At 72.8% G+C, this 16,122-nt stretch carries 16 protein-coding genes; 9 read left to right on the top strand and 7 right to left on the bottom strand.

Going from position 1 to position 16,122, the window contains the following annotated elements:
* Nucleotides 1-56 precede the first annotated feature (56 nt).
* Genes pta through AB0B72_RS04445 form a run of 3 tightly spaced genes read left to right on the top strand, consistent with a single transcriptional unit; the run spans nucleotide 57 to nucleotide 3,805 of the window.
* Complete coding sequence (gene pta / locus AB0B72_RS04435) at nucleotides 57-2,114, top strand: phosphate acetyltransferase (RefSeq protein WP_367736886.1); 2,058 nt, start codon at nucleotides 57-59, stop codon at nucleotides 2,112-2,114.
* Complete coding sequence (locus AB0B72_RS04440) at nucleotides 2,111-3,340, top strand: acetate/propionate family kinase (protein ID WP_367736887.1); 1,230 nt, start codon at nucleotides 2,111-2,113, stop codon at nucleotides 3,338-3,340. Before pta ends, AB0B72_RS04440 begins: the two co-directional genes overlap by 4 nt.
* 48 nt (nucleotides 3,341-3,388) lie before the next feature.
* Complete coding sequence (locus AB0B72_RS04445) at nucleotides 3,389-3,805, top strand: TIGR02611 family protein (RefSeq protein WP_367736888.1); 417 nt, start codon at nucleotides 3,389-3,391, stop codon at nucleotides 3,803-3,805.
* Nucleotides 3,806-3,863: 58 nt separating this feature from the next.
* Here the strand turns inward: AB0B72_RS04445 and AB0B72_RS04450 are convergent, their stop codons facing one another.
* From AB0B72_RS04450 to AB0B72_RS04460, 3 genes are all read right to left on the bottom strand, one after another.
* Nucleotides 3,864-5,036, bottom strand: a complete 1,173-nt coding sequence (locus AB0B72_RS04450) for a M20 family metallopeptidase (protein ID WP_367736889.1) — start codon at nucleotides 5,034-5,036, stop codon at nucleotides 3,864-3,866.
* 106 nt (nucleotides 5,037-5,142) lie between these two features.
* Nucleotides 5,143-5,463, bottom strand: a complete 321-nt coding sequence (locus AB0B72_RS04455) for a co-chaperone GroES (protein WP_367736890.1) — start codon at nucleotides 5,461-5,463, stop codon at nucleotides 5,143-5,145.
* 46 nt (nucleotides 5,464-5,509) lie between these two features.
* Entirely contained in the window at nucleotides 5,510-6,100 is a 591-nt protein-coding gene (locus AB0B72_RS04460; RefSeq protein ID WP_367736891.1) for a hypothetical protein, read from the bottom strand.
* Nucleotides 6,101-6,502: 402 nt separating this feature from the next.
* Between AB0B72_RS04460 and AB0B72_RS04465 the strand changes: the two genes are divergently transcribed.
* Nucleotides 6,503-7,051 carry a DUF1349 domain-containing protein gene (locus tag AB0B72_RS04465; protein WP_367736892.1) on the top strand — a complete coding sequence of 183 codons (549 nt, stop codon included), beginning with the start codon at nucleotides 6,503-6,505 and terminating at the stop codon, nucleotides 7,049-7,051.
* 25 nt (nucleotides 7,052-7,076) lie between these two features.
* On the opposite strand, the gene AB0B72_RS04470 is transcribed toward AB0B72_RS04465, so the two are convergent.
* Complete coding sequence (locus AB0B72_RS04470) at nucleotides 7,077-8,105, bottom strand: endonuclease/exonuclease/phosphatase family protein (protein WP_367736893.1); 1,029 nt, start codon at nucleotides 8,103-8,105, stop codon at nucleotides 7,077-7,079.
* A gap of 88 nt (nucleotides 8,106-8,193) precedes the next feature.
* Between AB0B72_RS04470 and AB0B72_RS04475 the strand changes: the two genes are divergently transcribed.
* The gene (locus tag AB0B72_RS04475) at nucleotides 8,194-9,453 is read left to right on the top strand and encodes an ArgE/DapE family deacylase (RefSeq protein WP_367736894.1); all 1,260 of its coding nucleotides are present in this window, start codon (nucleotides 8,194-8,196) and stop codon (nucleotides 9,451-9,453) included.
* A 60-nt stretch (nucleotides 9,454-9,513) separates the two neighbouring features.
* On the opposite strand, the gene AB0B72_RS04480 is transcribed toward AB0B72_RS04475, so the two are convergent.
* Both AB0B72_RS04480 and AB0B72_RS04485 read right to left on the bottom strand, forming a co-directional pair.
* On the bottom strand, nucleotides 9,514-11,892 hold the full coding sequence (locus AB0B72_RS04480) for a helicase-associated domain-containing protein (protein ID WP_367736895.1): 2,379 nt from the start codon (nucleotides 11,890-11,892) through the stop codon (nucleotides 9,514-9,516).
* Between the two features lie 336 nt (nucleotides 11,893-12,228).
* Complete coding sequence (locus tag AB0B72_RS04485) at nucleotides 12,229-12,738, bottom strand: ATP-binding protein (protein ID WP_367736896.1); 510 nt, start codon at nucleotides 12,736-12,738, stop codon at nucleotides 12,229-12,231.
* A gap of 200 nt (nucleotides 12,739-12,938) precedes the next feature.
* Here AB0B72_RS04485 and AB0B72_RS04490 point away from each other — a divergent pair, with 200 nt between their 5' ends.
* From AB0B72_RS04490 to AB0B72_RS04500, 3 genes are all read left to right on the top strand, one after another.
* Nucleotides 12,939-13,760, top strand: a complete 822-nt coding sequence (locus tag AB0B72_RS04490) for a helix-turn-helix domain-containing protein (protein ID WP_367736898.1) — start codon at nucleotides 12,939-12,941, stop codon at nucleotides 13,758-13,760.
* Complete coding sequence (locus tag AB0B72_RS04495; RefSeq protein ID WP_367736899.1) at nucleotides 13,761-13,994, top strand: DUF397 domain-containing protein; 234 nt, start codon at nucleotides 13,761-13,763, stop codon at nucleotides 13,992-13,994. It abuts the gene before it with no gap.
* Between the two features lie 102 nt (nucleotides 13,995-14,096).
* Nucleotides 14,097-14,372, top strand: coding sequence for a hypothetical protein (locus AB0B72_RS04500; protein ID WP_367736900.1), 276 nt, complete (start codon nucleotides 14,097-14,099; stop codon nucleotides 14,370-14,372).
* 13 nt (nucleotides 14,373-14,385) lie between these two features.
* Here AB0B72_RS04500 and AB0B72_RS04505 read toward each other — a convergent pair whose 3' ends face one another.
* Entirely contained in the window at nucleotides 14,386-14,985 is a 600-nt protein-coding gene (locus AB0B72_RS04505) for a histidine phosphatase family protein (protein ID WP_367736901.1), read from the bottom strand.
* Nucleotides 14,986-15,095: 110 nt separating this feature from the next.
* Between AB0B72_RS04505 and AB0B72_RS04510 the strand changes: the two genes are divergently transcribed.
* Nucleotides 15,096-15,977, top strand: coding sequence for a Gfo/Idh/MocA family protein (locus tag AB0B72_RS04510; protein WP_367736902.1), 882 nt, complete (start codon nucleotides 15,096-15,098; stop codon nucleotides 15,975-15,977).
* Nucleotides 15,978-16,122 lie beyond the last annotated feature (145 nt).

A 16,122-nucleotide genomic window follows, 5' to 3' on the forward strand; every position in this document is an offset into this window, starting at 1 on the left:
GCGTAGCCTGGCTCCCGGCGGCCGCCCGGCCGTACGGAACGTGAGGTGACAGCGCGATGGCGACCGGGGTGTACGTCGCGGCCGGCGACGCCAGGAGCAACAAGGGCACGATCGCCCTCGGCATGATCGAGGTGCTCACCAGGCAGGTCGGGACCGTGGGGGTGTTCCGCCCCGTCGTCCGGTCCGGCCGGGAGGACAACCTGATCAACACGGCGCGCAGCCGGTTCCGCATCGGCGTGCCGTACGAGATGTGCGCGGGTGTGACCTACGAGGACCTGCACGCCGACGAGGAGCGGGCGATCGGCGAGATCGTCGCCCGCTACCGGGCGCTCGCCGCGCAGTCGGACGCGGTCGTCGTGATCGGCACCGACTACACCGACGTGGGGGCGCCGACCGAGTTCGCCTTCAACGCCGGTCTCGCCGCCGACCTCGGCACTCCGGTGATCGGGGTGGTGACGGGGCTCGGGCGGACGCCCGAGGAGATCGCGGCGGCCGTCGAGGTGAGCCGCAAGGAGCTGGCCGAGCGCCACGCGACCGAGCTGGCCACCGTCGTCACCCGGGTCGCCCCCGGGCTGGTGGACGAGGTCGCCTCCCGGGTCCCCGCGTACGTCCTGCCGGAGGTGCCGCGGCTGTCGGCGCCGACCGTGAGCGACCTGATGGCGGCGTGCGGCGGCACGCTGTACCGCGGCGACCCGGGTCAGCTGGGCCGGGAGGCCGGCGCGCTGATGGTCGGGGCGATGTCCCTGCCGAACATCCTCGAACGGCTCAGCGAGGGCGTCGCCGTCGTCGTCCCCGCCGACCGCGCCGCCGCGCTGGTGCCTGGCCTGCTCGCCGCGCACCGCGCCCCCACGTTCCCCGCCCTGTCGGCGATCATCCTGAACGGCGGCATGGAGCTTCCCGAGCCCGTCGAACGGCTGCTGGACGGCATGGACATCCAGCTCCCGATGATCACCACCGAGGGTGACACCTTCCCCACGGCGACCAGGCTCTCGGCGGCCGAGGGCCAGTTCAGCCCCGAGGCGAAAGGCAAGATCGACACTGCGCTGGGGCTGTTCGCCGAGCACGTCGACACCGCCGCGCTGGTCCGGAGCCTGCGGATCACCAGGGCCGCCGCCACGACGCCGCTGATGTTCGAAAACGACCTGCTGGAGCGGGCCAGGGCCGGCCGCCGCCACATCGTCCTGCCCGAGGGGGCCGAGCCGCGGATCCTGCGCGCGGCCGACAGCCTCCTGCGGCGGGGCGTCGCCGACCTGACCCTGCTCGGCGACGAACGGGAGATCCGCCTGGCCGCCGCCGAGATGGGCCTGGCCATCGACGAGGCCCGCGTGGTGAGCCCGTTCGACGAGGAGCTGCGCGAGAGGTTCGCCCAGGAGTACGCCCGGCTGCGGGCGCACAAGGGCGTCACGGTCGAGCCGGCCCGCGACATCGTCACCGACGTCTCCTACTTCGGCACGATGATGGTCCACCTCGGGCTGGCCGATGGCATGGTCTCCGGCTCCACCCACACGACGGCGCACACCATCCGGCCCGCCTTCGAGATCATCAAGACGTCGCCCGGGGTCGGGATCGTGTCCAGCGTCTTCTTCATGTGCCTGGCCGACCGCGTCCTCGTCTACGGGGACTGCGCCATCGTCCCCGAGCCCACGGCCGGGCAGCTCGCCGACATCGCCGTCTCCTCGGCCGTCACCGCGGCGCGCTTCGGCGTGGAGCCGCGCGTCGCCATGCTGTCGTACTCCACCGGGGAGTCGGGCTCCGGCCCGGAGGTGGAGAAGGTCCGCGAGGCCACCGCCCGCGTCCGGGCCCTGCGGCCGGACCTGCCGGTGGAGGGGCCGATCCAGTACGACGCGGCGGCCGAGCCCAGCGTGGCCAGGACGAAGATGCCCGGCAGCCCGGTCGCGGGCCGGGCCACCGTGTTCGTCGTGCCCGACCTCAACACCGGCAACAACCTCTACAAGGCCGTGCAGCGCAGCGCGGGGGCCGTCGCCGTCGGGCCGGTCCTCCAGGGGCTGCGCAAACCGGTGAACGACCTCTCCCGCGGAGCGACGGTCCACGACATCGTCAACACCGTGGCGATCACGGCCATCCAGGCGCAGTCGCCCGAGGTGACCCCGTGATCGGCCCTGGGATCGGCCCTGGGATCGGCTCTGGGATCGGCTCTGAGATCGGACAGGTCCTCGTGCTCAACACGGGGTCGTCGTCCATCAAGTACCGGCTCATCGACATGGCCTCGCGGCGCGGCGTGGCCGGGGGGCTCGTCGAGCGGATCGGCGAGGACCACGGCGTGATCACCCACGACGGCGTGCGGGCCGAACGCCGGTTCGCCGGCCACGAGGAGGGGCTCGCCGCCGTGCTGGCCGCCTTCGCCGAGCACGGCCCGTCCCTCGACGGGGTCGCCGCCGTGGGCCACCGCGTGGTGCACGGCGGCAGCCGGTTCGTCACGCCGGTGGTCATCGACGACGCCGTCGAGCGGGCCATCGAGGAGCTGGCGCCGCTCGCCCCGCTGCACAACCCCGCCAACCTGGAGGGCCTGAGGGTGGCGAGGCGGGCGTTCCCCGGGCTGCCCCACGTCGCCGTCTTCGACACCGCCTTCCACGGCACCATCCCGCCGGAGGCGCACACCTACGCCGTGCCCCGCGACTGGACCCGCAAGCTCGGCGTCCGCCGCTACGGCTTCCACGGCACCTCGGCCGCGTACGTCTCCCGCCGCGCCGCCGAGCTGCTCGGCCGGCCGTACGGCGAGGTGAACACGATCGTGCTGCACCTCGGCAACGGCGCCAGCGCGACGGCTGTCCGGGGCGGGCGCAGCGTGGACACGTCCATGGGCATCACCCCTCTCGCCGGCCTGGTCATGGGCACCCGCTCAGGCGACGTCGACCCGGCGCTGCCCGCCTACCTCAACAGGGTCGCCGGGATGGACCTGCCCGGCATCGACGCGGCCCTGAACAGGGAGAGCGGCCTGCTCGGCATGTGCGGCGCCCGCGACATGCGAGAGGTCTGGAAACTGGTCGACGGCGGCGACGCCGACGCGCGGCTCGCCGTGGACGTGTACGGCTACCGCGTGCGCGGCTACATCGGGGCCTACTACGCGGCCCTCGGGCACGTGGACGCGATCGCCTTCACCGCCGGGGTGGGGGAGAACGATCCCCGCACCCGCGCGCTCGCGGTCACCGGCCTGACCCGGCTGGGCGTCGAGGTCGACCCGGTGCGCAACGCGTCCGCCTCAAGGGAGCCGAGGGTGATCTCGCCCGAAGGGGCGGAGGTCGCCGTGCTCGTCGTCCCCACCGACGAGGAGCTGGAGATCGCCGACCAGGCCGCCGGGTGCCTCACCCGCCAGACGTGATCGCGGCCGGTCAGTGGCTATCCTGACAGTCAACGGGGGGTGATCGTCATGGCGACGGCCGGGGACAGCCGGACCGGCAGCGAGTCCGCTGAGGAGCCGGGGTGGCGCGACCGCATCCGGGCCCGTCCGGGCGGCCGGCTCACGCTGCGCGTCGTCGTCGGCGTGCTCGGCGGAGCGATGATCATCGGCGGCCTCATCCTGGTGCCGTTCCCCGGGCCGGGGTGGCTCATCGTGTTCGCCGGCCTCGCCGTGCTGGCCACCGAGTTCACCTGGGCCTCCCGGCTGCTGGACTTCGCCAAGCGGCGTGTCAGGGCGGCCACCGACTGGCTGCAGCGGCAGAACTGGTTCGTCCGGGTCGTCGCGGGCCTGCTGACCCTGGCCTGCGCGGCCGTCATCGTGTGGCTGGCGCTCAAGCTGACCACGGGGTTCGACCTGCTGGCGCAGGCCCGCGACCTGCTCGGCTGAGCCGCACGGCGCCCTCCGGTCAGATCGCCCGGTCAGGTCGCCCGGTCAGGTCGCCCGGTCAGGTCGCGGCCAGCCGGCGCACCGCCAGCTCGGCGAACAGCGTCGCTCCGTCGGAGAGGATCGCGTCGTCGAACTCCGCCTCCGCGGAGTGGTTCGCGGCGGCGGAGGCGGGGTCGCGGTCCGGCGGGCAGGCGCCGACGACGAGGAACGCGCCGGGCACCTGCTCCAGCACGTAGGAGAAGTCCTCCGAGCCGGTCACCGGGTTGGGCAGCGGGAAGAACCGGTCGTCCCCCAGGGTCTCCCGCACGGTCGCGGCGGCGAAGTCGGCCTCGGTGCCGTCGTTCACCGTCACCGGGTAGCCGATGCCGAACTCGCAGTCCACCGACAGCCCGTGAGCCTCCCCGATGCCGCGCGCCAGCCGTACGAGGCCGTCCCTGACCTTGGCGCGGGACGTGCCGGAGAAGGTGCGGATGGTCGTCTCGAAACGGGCCTGGTCCGGGATCACGTTGTCGGCCGTCCCGGCGTGGAAGCTCCCCACGGTGACGACCACCGGGTCGAACACGTCGAAGGTCCGCGTGACGTGCGTCTGCATGGCGGTGACGATCTCGCACGCCGCCGGGATCGGGTCGAGCGCGCGGTGCGGGGACGACCCGTGGCCGCCCCGCCCCCGGACGGTCACCAGCAGGGTGTCGGCCGCCGCCAGCACCGGCCCGCCCCGGGTCAGGAACAGCCCGCGGGGGATCGTCGTGGAGAACACGTGCATGCCGTACGCCGCGACGGGGCGGGAGCCCGACGCGTCGAGCACACCCTCCTCGATCATGATTTTGGCGCCCTCGTCGCCCTCCTCGCCGGGCTGGAACATGAAGACCACGTCGCCGGCCAGCTCCTCGCGCCGCCCGGCGAGCAGGCGCGCGGCACCGGCGAGCATCGCCGTGTGCAGGTCGTGACCGCAGGCGTGCATCCGGCCGTCCACCTTCGAGCGGTACGGCACGCCGGTCTTCTCGTGGACCGGCAGGGCGTCCATGTCGGCACGCAGGAGCACGGCCGGGCCGGGACGGGAGCCGCGCAGGACGGCGGTTACCGACGACAGCCGGTCACCTGTGGTGATCTCCAGGGGGAGCCCGTCGAGTGCCGCCAGCACCTTCTCCTGCGTCAGCGGGAGATGCAGGCCCACCTCGGGCTCGCGGTGCAGGGAACGCCGGAGCTCCACCAACTCGTCGTGAAAAGTCATGTCTTTCCCATCCAGGCGGGGCGGTGATGAGTCGCCACCCTAGCCGGGGGTGCTCCGGCCGTCCCTGCCGGTGGCGTGCCGGGAACCGGACCGGACGCGGCGGGCCTCAGAGGTAGAGACCGGTGCCGTGGTCGGTCTGCTGGGTGGCCACGGCGTGCAGGTCGCGCTCGCGCATCACGAGGTAGATCTGGCCGTGGACCTCCACCTCGTACTGGTCCTCGGCGTTGAACAGCACCTTGTCGCCGGTCTTGACCGTCCTGACGTTGGAGCCGGCACCGCACACCTCGCCCCACACGAGCCGGTTGGCCATCTTGACGGTGGCAGGGATGACGATGCCCGCGCTGCTGCGCCGCTCCTCGGCGTCTGCCTCCACCTTGACCATCACGCGGTCGTGGAGCATCTGGATCTCGAACTTGGGGTCCGTCACGCCCGCAGTTTACGCGGTGGCCCCGCGCCGTCATCGCGGACGGAGGTCAGCCGCGGCCCATCGCGAGGCCGTAGCCCGTGCCCGAGTGGCGGTACACCGGGCCCGAGCCCCATTTGATCACCTGGAACCTGACGTGGACGGTGTTGGAGCGCACGCCGCTGAGGTCGGCCATCATCTCCTCGCTCAGGTCGACGATCGCGGGGATGTCGTGCTGGGCGACGGCCCATTCGGCGGGGCCGAAGTCCTGCACGACGCCGTTCGCGCTCTTCCCCCGATAGGTGATCTTGACCTTGGTGCCCAGGGGCCAGTAGGGGCTGGCGATCGTCGCGTAGCTCATCGCGTGGCCGGACGCGGTCTGGGCGTCCCAGAAGGAGGTGGCGGTGGCCGTGCCTGAGGGCAGGGAGGGGGTCTTGGGGGCGGGGGCTTCGGGGGCGGGGGTCTTCTCGCTGGGCGCGGGCGCCGGCGTCGCGTCCGGGGGCAGCCCGATGACCTGCCGGCCGGGGGACGCCGGGAGCCGGGCGGAGAGCTCCGCCAGGGACTGGCCGAGCGGGGTGGCCTGCGCCGGGGCCGGCACGCCGGCGACGAGTGCCGCGCCGGTCAGGGTGGTGGCGATCACCAGATGGGCTCGTGGGTGCATGGACGTCCTTTCGTGTCGATCGCCGCAAGGGCCCCCAAGGGAGGCGTGGGCCCGCCGTCGTCATGTGGGGGCGCCCGGCCGGATGCGGGGCGCCGCCGCGTCCGGGGCACGTCCGGTAGGCCCGCCTGCGGCATGGCTGGGCCTGACGTGGCACGAGGACTGAGGCGTCCCGCGGGGGGCGGGAGGAGACGACGGCTTTGCGATTGAGGGGGATTTCTACCGAAAAGGGTTATGTGAGGCACGAGTATAAGGAAAGAGTGAGTAAAGAGGACAAATCGGTACAAAGCGAAAGTAGATCGTCCTTTACCGTGGAGCGCCACTCGGCGAGCCGGTCGTGGGTCGCCGCCGGCTATGGGCGAGAGAGCGCTCTCATGGCATGATCGGCCGGAAAGGAGGGCGCGTATGGCATTCGAGGGCTGGGCCTGGACCAACGAGCCGGCCGACTGGTCGGAGGCGGGAGAGGGCCTGCGGGCCGTCGCGGGCGCCGAGACCGATCTGTGGCAGAAGACCCACTACGGGTACTCGTTCGACACCGCCCACATGTTCGGCCGGACGGTCGAGGGCGACACCCGGGTGACGGTGACCTTCGACGGCGACTACGCCGAGCAGTACGACCAGGCCGGAGGCGTGCTCCGGATCGACGAGGAGAACTGGATCAAGGCGGGGACCGAGTTCGTCGACGGCGCCCTGCAGCTCAGCGTCGTGGTGACCCGCGGCTTCTCCGACTGGTCGGTCGTCCCCGCTCCCGGCTCCCCGGCGTCGGTCACCATCGACCTGGAGCGGACCGGGGACACGGTGATCGTGCGTTACGGCCTGGACGGCGCGGAGCCGGTCCACATGCTGCGGCTCGCCTACTTCCCGCCGGCGACCCCCGCGTTGGCCGGCGCCATGTGCGCCGCGCCCGCGGGAAAGGGCTTCGAGACCCGCTTCCGCCGGATCACCGTGACCTGAGGCGCACTCCCCGGGTCAGCCCCGGTCAGCCCCGGGGCAGGGTCAGCTCGGCGCTGATCGCCCGGTGGTCGGTCAGGGGGAGCGGGTGCACCTCGTACGAGCGGACGGCCACCCGGGGGTCCGCCATGATGTGGTCGATCGTCACCGGTGGCACGGCGAGGCCGTCGAACCGCCATGGACGGTACGGCCAGGTCCCGGCGAGCCCCTCGCCCGCCGCGTCGGCCGCGTCGCGATAGCCGCCCCCGAGCAGGCGGCGGATCCGGGCGTGGTCGAGGGTGGCGTTGAAGTCCCCGGCGAGGATCCGCACGTCTCCGCCGGGCAGCGGCAGCGCCGCCAGGCCGTCGGCCCAGCACCCGAGCCTGGCCTGGTAGCGCGGGGCGCAGGGATGCACGGACATCACGCGGATCGTCCCGGCCCCGGGCACCGCCATCGTGGCAGCGATCTGCCGGAAGCCGCCGAACTCGATGGCCTTGTCTGCTTCGAGCGGGTATCTGGCGTACAGGGCCGACCCTCCCACCCCCTTCATCGCCCGTTCCATCGCGTACGGCAGGAGCGCGGGCAGCCCGGCCTCGCGGAGGCTCTTCACCGCCGCCGGAGTCACCTCCTGCAGAGCCAGCACATCCGGGTGGACCTTCCGGACGAGCTCGGCGAGGGCGTCCCCCGGCACCGAGCCCATCAGCAGGTTGGCCGACAGCACCCGCAGCGCCGGGCCCCCGGCCTCCGGGCCGCTCTCCGGCAGCACCCGGGGCGCGACGCACGTGGCGAGCGTCGCGGTGACGGCGAGGCCGGCGGCCAGCGCCACCCGCCGCCGGGCGGCCAGTGCGACCAGCGGCGCGACGGCCGAGGCGAGGGCCACGTACGGCGTGAAGGCGATGAGCTGCACCCACCGGAGGTGCACGTCGGCCGGCAGCAGCCGCAGCAGCGTCCACAGCGCGAACGGCGTCACGGCCGTCCAGGCGAGCACGCCCGCCAGGCGGCGCCGGCGCCCGGCTCCCCGCGTCGTGTCTTCCGCGGTCCCGGCGGTGTCCGCCGCCCTCGCCGAGCCGGTTGTCACGGCGTCGCCCTCCTCGTGGATGCCGGGTGATCGTACTGTTTCCGGACCGTGCTCGGGGGGCAATACAGGCAAGCCGTACAGTCTCGGCATGAATGTGGAAGCGAGAGTCCTGGACGCGCTTGACGAGGCGGAGACCGTGCGCCTGCTGGCCGAGCTGGTCAGGGTGCCGAGCGTCACCGGCAGCGACGCCGAGTCGGACCTGCAAGATCGGTGCGCCCGGATGCTGGCGGAGTGGGATCTCGACGTCGACGTGTGGAAGCTCGACCTCGACGACCTGCGCTCTCGTGAGGACTTCCCGGGCTCCGAGGCCGAGCGGGCGGAGGGCTACGGCGTCGTCGGCACCACCGAGGGCGAGGGGCCGCCCGCGCTGATCCTCCAGGGGCACGTCGACGTGGTGCCGACCGGCGACCTCGCCAAGTGGGAGGGGCAGGACCCGTTCGGCGCCCGCCTCACGGCCACCACGCTGCACGGCAGGGGAGCGTGCGACATGAAGGCGGGGCTCGCCGCGAACCTCGCCGTCGTGCGGGCGCTTCGCCTGGCCGGCGTGCGGCTCGCGCGCCCGCTGGCCGTCCACTGCGTGGTCAGCGAGGAGGACGGCGGCCTCGGCGCCTTCGGCACGCTGGCCCGCGGGCACACCGGCGAAGCGGCCGTGATCACCGAGCCGACCAGCGGAAAGATCATCACGGCCAACGCCGGCGCGCTCACCTTCCGCCTGGAGGTCGCGGGCCGGGCGGCCCATGGAGCCACGCGCTACGAAGGGGTCAACGCCGTCGAGGCGTTCTGGCCCGTGTTCCAGGCCGTACGGCGGCTTGAGGGGGAGCGCAACCGCGACCCGGGGGCGTTGTTCGCGGGCAACCCTCTGCCGTACCCCATCGAGATCGGCACGGTCCGCGCCGGTGACTGGGCGAGCAGCGTCCCCGACCTGCTGGTCGCGGAGGGGCGGCTCGGCGTGCGGCTGGACGAGGACCCGGCGGCGGCCAGGGCCGCCTTCGAGGAGGCGCTGGCCGGGATCGACGACCCCTGGCTGCGCGACCATCCGGTCGCCGTCACCTGGCCCGGCGGGCAGTTCGCCGGCGGACGGCTGCCGGAGGGCCATCCACTGCTCGCCGAGACCTTCCGGGCGGTCGCCGACGTGACCGGGGCGGAGCCGGGCACCACGGCCGCGCCGTACGGGAGCGACCTGCGTCTGTACGCCGCCGCCGGAGTGCCCACGCTGCACTTCGGACCGGGGGACGTCCGCTTCGCGCACGCGCCACGCGAGCAGGTCGACCTGCGGGAGCTGCGCGACGTCACTCGTGCCCTCGCGCTCCTCGTCCTGCGCCGCTGCGGGGTGGGCGGGAGCCGCTGAGCGGGGAGCCGCCGGTGGATGGCTGACAGGCGCCGCGGGCCACGGGTGCGTGGGAAGCGCTCAGTGGGTGCTGGTGACGGACGCGATCTCGTTCAGGGGGAACTCCAGGTAGTCCCCGGCCTCCTCGCACCAGGCGTCGAGCACGCCGCTGCGCAGCTCGCCGTGGCTGATCGTCGCGGTCACCCCGTCCGCGAGGGTGATGTGCGCGCGGACGTCGCGGTCGACGACGAAGCCGAGCAGCGACTGCTGGGCGGCCGGAAGCCGGGAGGCCATCCGGCCGATCACGGCCCATGTCTGGCCGCCGGGCCCGGACCGCCCGGCGCTGACGAGCAGCCTCCTGGCGTGCTCGCGCGGATCGGGCGGCGGCTCCAGCAGCGTGGCCGGGGGGTCGAGCTCGGCGACCCGTCCACCGGGGAGGACGATGAGCCGCCCCCCCGCGGGCTCGCGGCGGACGGTGATCTCGCCCGTGTCGTCCACCGGCACGGGCGCGTACCCGGCCTCGCGGAGCGCGGCCAGCGTCGGCGCGGCGGGCGCGGTCCCGGCCAGCACGGTCGGGGCCAGCAGGCGCAGCCCCAGCCTGGCGAGCTTGCGATGCGCGGCGATCTCGGCGAGCAGCGCCGGATCCGAGCCCTGGATGATGCACCCCACGGACGAGACCGTCACCTCGCCGTGCCTGCGTGCGACGTCCCGGATCAGGTACGCCAGGGGCTGGGGGATGGTCCCGACCTCGGCGAGCTCGCCGAGCAGCGACTCGGCGCCGTCCCCTGCGTCCAGGGCACGCCGTACGCTGCCGGGGCTGAACCGCCAGACGGAGGCCGAGCCCTGCGTCTCCCGGTCGGCGGCCCGGTCGAGGAGCGAGGCCAGCTCGACCGACGGGGGGCCCGTGACCACGGCCGTGAGGTCGGCGCCGAACAGCGCCGTGCGCTGCGCGCTCGCCAGCGCGTGGGTCGAGCATTTCGCCAGCGCCGGGTCGTGCTCCACCTCGGGCACCGAGTCGTGGCTCTCGTCCCCGGCCACCGAGGCCAGCGCGGCCAGGGCCCGCCCGAGGTCGGTGAGCGCGTCGCAGGCGGCGAGACCCAGCAGGCGGGCCTCCTCCAGGACCGCCGGAGCGCAGTCCGCCGCGAGCTCCTTGTCGAGCAGCGGCGCCCGCCAGTGGACTCGCTGCACCAGCTCCTGAAGGGTGGCGAAGCCCCTGCCCTCGGGGATCTCGGCGAGCGCGGCGAACACGGCCCACCTGATCCGCGCGACGGTCTCCCCGGCGGGGTCGTCGCCCAGCAGGGTCGGGTAGCGTCCCTCGTTCCGGCGCAGCGACGAGCGCTCCATCCGCCACCAGGCGGCGAGCAGGATCCGCAGCCGGGCCGGGGTCTCCTCCAGCCGCCAGGCGTCGAACCTGTCGGTCGCGGCCAGGCCGCCCGCCTCGTCGTCCAGCGCGATCAGCCGGGCGACCGCGGCCACCTCCAGCAGCAGCCGGGTCTCCTCCTCCGAGGAGCCGGTCTCCTTGGCGACCCGCTTGATCTCGCGTACGCCGACCCCGCCGCTCTTCAGCAGCGGCAGCGGTGTCTTGTCCACGTTCTCCAGCAGCGCCGTGGCGCGGTCGAGCACGTGCGGGGCGGCCAGGCACATCTCGAACTCCACCGTGGCAGGGTCGGCCGGTGTCGTCGCGAGATCGGGAGGGTAGGGCGTGAACGGGCCGTGATAGTCGGGGCCGCGCAGCGCCAGCGCGACCTCCCGGGGCATCTCCGCCAGGTCCCACTGGGTGTGGAAGACGAGCCCCCGGTCGAGCGCCCACTTCTCCGGCGTGCCGGGGGTGACGAAACGGTCGCCGTGCACACTGCGTACGGGGCCGTCCCAGGCGAAGTCGTCGAGCATCTCCATCGTGCCGTCGGGGGCCTCGTCGAGCAGCGGGCCCAGCCGTTCGGCATCGCTGAGCAGGCCGGTGATCCGGGCGACGAGCTGGCGCCTGCCGCCGGGCGTGGCCACCCCGATGGCGCGGCACATGCGGCGCAGCGCCTCGGTGCCGAGCTTCCAGGAGTCGAGGTACGCGCCGAGCGGCTCGCCCAGGCCGCAGGGGGCCGTCCACCAGCGGGCGACGGCCCCGGCCAGCGTTATCCGGCCGTCGCGGCCCGGCCAGGCGAGCGCGTGGTCGTAGAGGCGGTCGAGCCAGGGGATCACCTCGGAGGTGCTCACGCCGAGGAAGCGGGCGAGCTCGTCCTCCGTGGGACGGCCGCCGATGACCAGGCAGGCCTGGAGGAGCTCGAGCGGGGGGAGGGGCAGGCCGCGCATGACCTCCATGACGGCGAAGTTGTCCGTCAGCCGCTGCGCGAGGGCGTCCAGCCTGCGAGGCCAGGGCGCGGCGATGGCGTCCGGGCGGTTGGCCAGGAGCCGGGCGAGCCTGTCTTCGTCGAGAGTGGCCAGCCAGCCGGTCAGGTGATCGTCCATCGTAGATCTCTCGGGAGTCCCAGGAAGCCACCGCAGTGCTGATCGCACTCTTGACGAGGTACGCGAGCCAGGATATAGCGCGCCGTCACGAAACCCGAGATCACGATATGTCTCCGCCGATCGCTACGAAAACGGGCATGCCGTTCGGCCGTTACGGTCCGATCTCAGCACATCATCGCCCGTCGCGCCCTCGGTTCGCGCGATGTCGGGCGATACGGGCCGCCGACCGGAGGGCGCTCCCGTGCATTCCGGGCTGCACGGGAGCGCTCTTCGGCGGGCGGACCGAGGTTCTTGTGAGAAAGATCTAACGGTTGGGTTAGGTTCGGCGACGTGATCTCAGGCGGACAGGACCGCCCAGACCGCCTTGCCGTGCGGGACGAGCGGGCACCAGCCCCAGCGCAGGCTCAGCGACTCCACGATGTGCAGCCCGAGGCCGCCGGGCTCGAACGGCGAGGGGTCGCGCAGCACCGGCGCGGCGGATCCCGGGTCGGTGAGCGCGCAGGCCACCAGTGCCCCGCGGCGGATCAGGCAGAGCCGGATCACCTGCCGGGGCCGGCCGGGGGTGAGCGTCAGCCCGTGACGCAGGGCGTTGGTGGCCAGCTCCGAGACCACCAGCTCCATGCCGTCGAGCAGCTCGGCCATCCGCCATCCCATGAGCGTGCCGGCGGCGAAGCTGCGGGCCGAGTGCACCGACTCCGCCTGGGGAAGCAGGACGAAGGTGGCGCTGGCGGTGGACGTCCCGGGCTGGACGAGGTCGCGTGCCGGCTCCGGCCACCATCCGGCCGGCGGCCACAGGTCGAGCGCGGACCACTGGTTCCGGCCACGAGTCAGGTTCGTGGACTGCACGAGATCATGATGAGGGACACTCCTGTGCATGTGCAAGGGCGAATGCACGTGCACCGGTGTCAGACAGGCGCTACCGTTACCACAAGGCAACTGTGGGACGAAGGGGGCGATCTTTGACAGACTGTGAACCAGTCCACAAAGCGGAGGAATAGCACGTGTCCCTAGATCCGCCCGGATCCGGTTCCACCGTTCGGCGAATCATGCTCGGAGCGAGCCTTCGCCGGCTGCGCGAGGAACGCGGGCTCACCCGAGAGGTCGCCGGATTCCACATCCGCGCGTCCGAGTCCAAAATCAGCCGGATGGAGCTCGGCAGGGTCGGGTTCAAGACACGTGACGTCGAAGACCTGCTCACGCTGTACGGCGTCCACGACGACGCCGAGCGGCGTGGCCTGCTGGAGATGGTCCGCGAGGCGAACACGCCGGGATGGTGGCACAAGTACGGCGAGGTCCTGCCGAACTGGTTCATCACCTACGTCGGGCTGGAGGAGGCCGCCAGCGTGATCCGCACCTACGAGGTGCAGTTCGTGCCCGGCCTGCTGCAGACCGCGCGGTACGCGCGCTCGGTCATCCGGCTCGGATTTCCGGACGCACCGGACGAGGAGCTGGACAAGCGGGTCCATCTGCGCATGCAGCGGCAGGACAGGCTGACGCACAAGGACGGTCCCAGACTGTGGGCCGTCATCGACGAGGCCGCGCTCAAGCGGCCCATCGGAGGGGGAACGATCATGCGAGAGCAGCTCCAGCATCTGCTGGAGGTGTCCACGCTGCCCAACATCACCCTTCAGGTGATGCCCTTCCGCTTCGGGATGCACGCGGCCGAGGGGGGCGCGTTCACCATTCTGCGCTTCCCGGAGTCCGACCTTTCGGACGTGGTCTACGTCGAGCAGCTCTGGGGTGCCCTTTACCTCGACAAGCGTGAGGACATCGATCCCTACCTCACGGCCATGGAGCAGTTGTGCGTGGAGAGCACCACCCCCGGGGGCACCGCCGAGATTCTCGGCGATCTTCTCAGAGAGATATGAATGCAGACATATAACGGGATGCCCGCAACTGACCTTGCCGGGGTCACCTGGCGGAAGAGCGCCCACAGCAACTCGACCGGCAACTGCGTGGAGCTCGCCGAGCTTCCCGACGGCGGCGTGGCCGTACGCAACTCCCGGTATCCCGAGGGCCCGGCCCTCATCTACACCCGCGACGAGATCCGAGCCCTCGTGCTCGGGGTCAAGGACGGCGAGTTCGACGGCCTTCTGGTGTAACGCCGTGTTTACCGCCCACGCACGCGCGTAACAGGATGACGCAGGCGGTGTAACAACGATCCGGCACATTGGTCCCAGGAAGACGCAAGAGGGGGACCTGCCGTGCTGGACCAGATGACTCTTTACCCGGTGGCCGACGACGTGCTGTTCGCGCCCGGAGGCCGCGTGGTGATCCGCACCTACGGCGTCGCTTCGGCGGCGGACCCGCAGGACGGGCGGCCCAGGCCGGTGGCGTACCGGACATGGGTGACCGGGGTCCGCGAGCAGCCCAGGTACTGGCGGTGGGGGCACTTCGAGGACGCCCGCCATGGCCACCGCAAGGTCCTGGAGTGGCTGACCGGCCGCGGCCCGCAGCCCCAGCCCGTCGGCGGGAACTGACCGCGGCCGAGGATCATCCAGCCGGGGCGTCGCAGTCGAGAGGGGCGTTCCAGCGCAGCAGCACCGGCTCCTCGTGCTCGTGCCCGAGCACGGAATAGGTGCCGGTGTCCAGCCGGAAGTATCTGCCGTCGTCCGGGGGCAGGCCCAGCCACCGGGCGGCGAGCACACGCAGGATGTGACCGTGGGCGACCACGAGCACGTCGCCGCCGGCGGAGCGCAGCCTGGCGACGACCTTGTCCGCCCGCGCGCCGACCTGCTCGACGCTCTCGCCGGGATGGCCGGCGTCCCCGGGGACGACGCCGTCCCGCCACAGGTACCAGCCGGGGCGGGACTCGCGGATCTCGGGGGTGGTGACGCCCTCGTAGCCGCCGTAGTCCCACTCCCACAGGTCCGGCTCCACCTCGTAGGACGTGATGCCGGCGAGCTCCGCCGTACGGCGGGCGCGCAGCGCGGGGCCGACCAGGATCAGCGAGAACGACCGGCCCGTGAGCACACGGGCCAGGGCGCGGGCCTGCTCCTCCCCGCGCGCGGTCAGCGGCAGGTCGGTGCGGCCGGTGTGCCGTCCCGCCCTGCTCCATTCGGTCTCGCCGTGTCTCAGCAGCATGACGTCCATGACTGGACAATTTTGCCAGTACGACCCGGGCTAACCGTTTCCGGGGCGGAAACCGGGGCTTGACCAGGCTCCGGAGGGTGGGAGTAAGGTCCCCGCGGAGGGGGGCGCTGATGGCGACGCCGTTGGAACCGCTGCGCGTGGGACTGGTGGGCGCCGGCCCGTGGGCGGAGATGGTGCATGCGCCGATCCTCGCCGCCGGCCCGGACACGCTGCTCGCGGGGGTGTGGGCCCGCAGGCCCGAGGCCGCGCGGGCCCTGGCGCACCCTCACGGCGCGCCGTCGTTCGAACGGCTGGAGGAGCTGTTCGACGTCTGCGACGCGGTGGCCTTCTGTGTGCCGCCCGCCGTGCAGGCGGAGCTGGGCGTCCTCGCCGCGAAGGCGGGCAAGGCGCTGCTGCTGGAGAAGCCGCTGGCGGCCGACCTCGACGGCGCGCGGCGGCTCGCCGGGGCGATCGGCGAGGCCGGGGTCGCCTCCCAGATGGTCTTCACCTTCCGCTACTCTCCCGCGACCACGGCCTTCCTCGACAGGGCCAGGGAGCTGCGCCCGTTCGGCGGGTACGCCGCGAACATCTCGGGCGGCCTGCTCGGCGGGCCGTTCTCCACCCCCTGGCGGCTGGAGCGCGGCGCGCTGCTCGACGTGGGGCCGCACATGATCGACCTGCTCGACGCCGCCCTCGGGCCGGTGACCGGCGTCCGGGCACACGGCGACCCGCTCGGCTGGGTCGGACTGCTGCTGGAACACGAGGGCGGCGCGGTCAGCGAGGCGTCGCTCAGCATGGCGGCGGGCGGCGAGCCCTCGCCCTCCCGGGTCGAGGTGTACGGGGCGGGGGGAAGCGCCACGCTGCTCGGCTCCGATCTCGGCGACGACGTCTTCCCCGAGGTGGCCAGGCAGTTCGCCGCGACCGTGCGGCAGGGCGGCGGCCATCCGCTCGACGCCCGTCACGGCCTGCGCCTGCAGGAGATCATCGAAGAGGCGGAGCGCCAGCTCGGCTGAGCCTCCCGCCGGCGGCGGAGGCCGGCGACCCGGCTGATCCACGCTCGCCGGCCGGCAGGGCGCGCGGCCGCCGACCGGCCCCACCTCGGGTCTCCGCGAGAGCGCGAGCCGGTGGTTGGTACCGTTCTGTCCGACGCGCGTCGTG

This window comes from Microbispora sp. NPDC049125 (genome assembly GCF_040802045.1).
In the GTDB taxonomy this organism is placed as follows: domain Bacteria; phylum Actinomycetota; class Actinomycetes; order Streptosporangiales; family Streptosporangiaceae; genus Microbispora.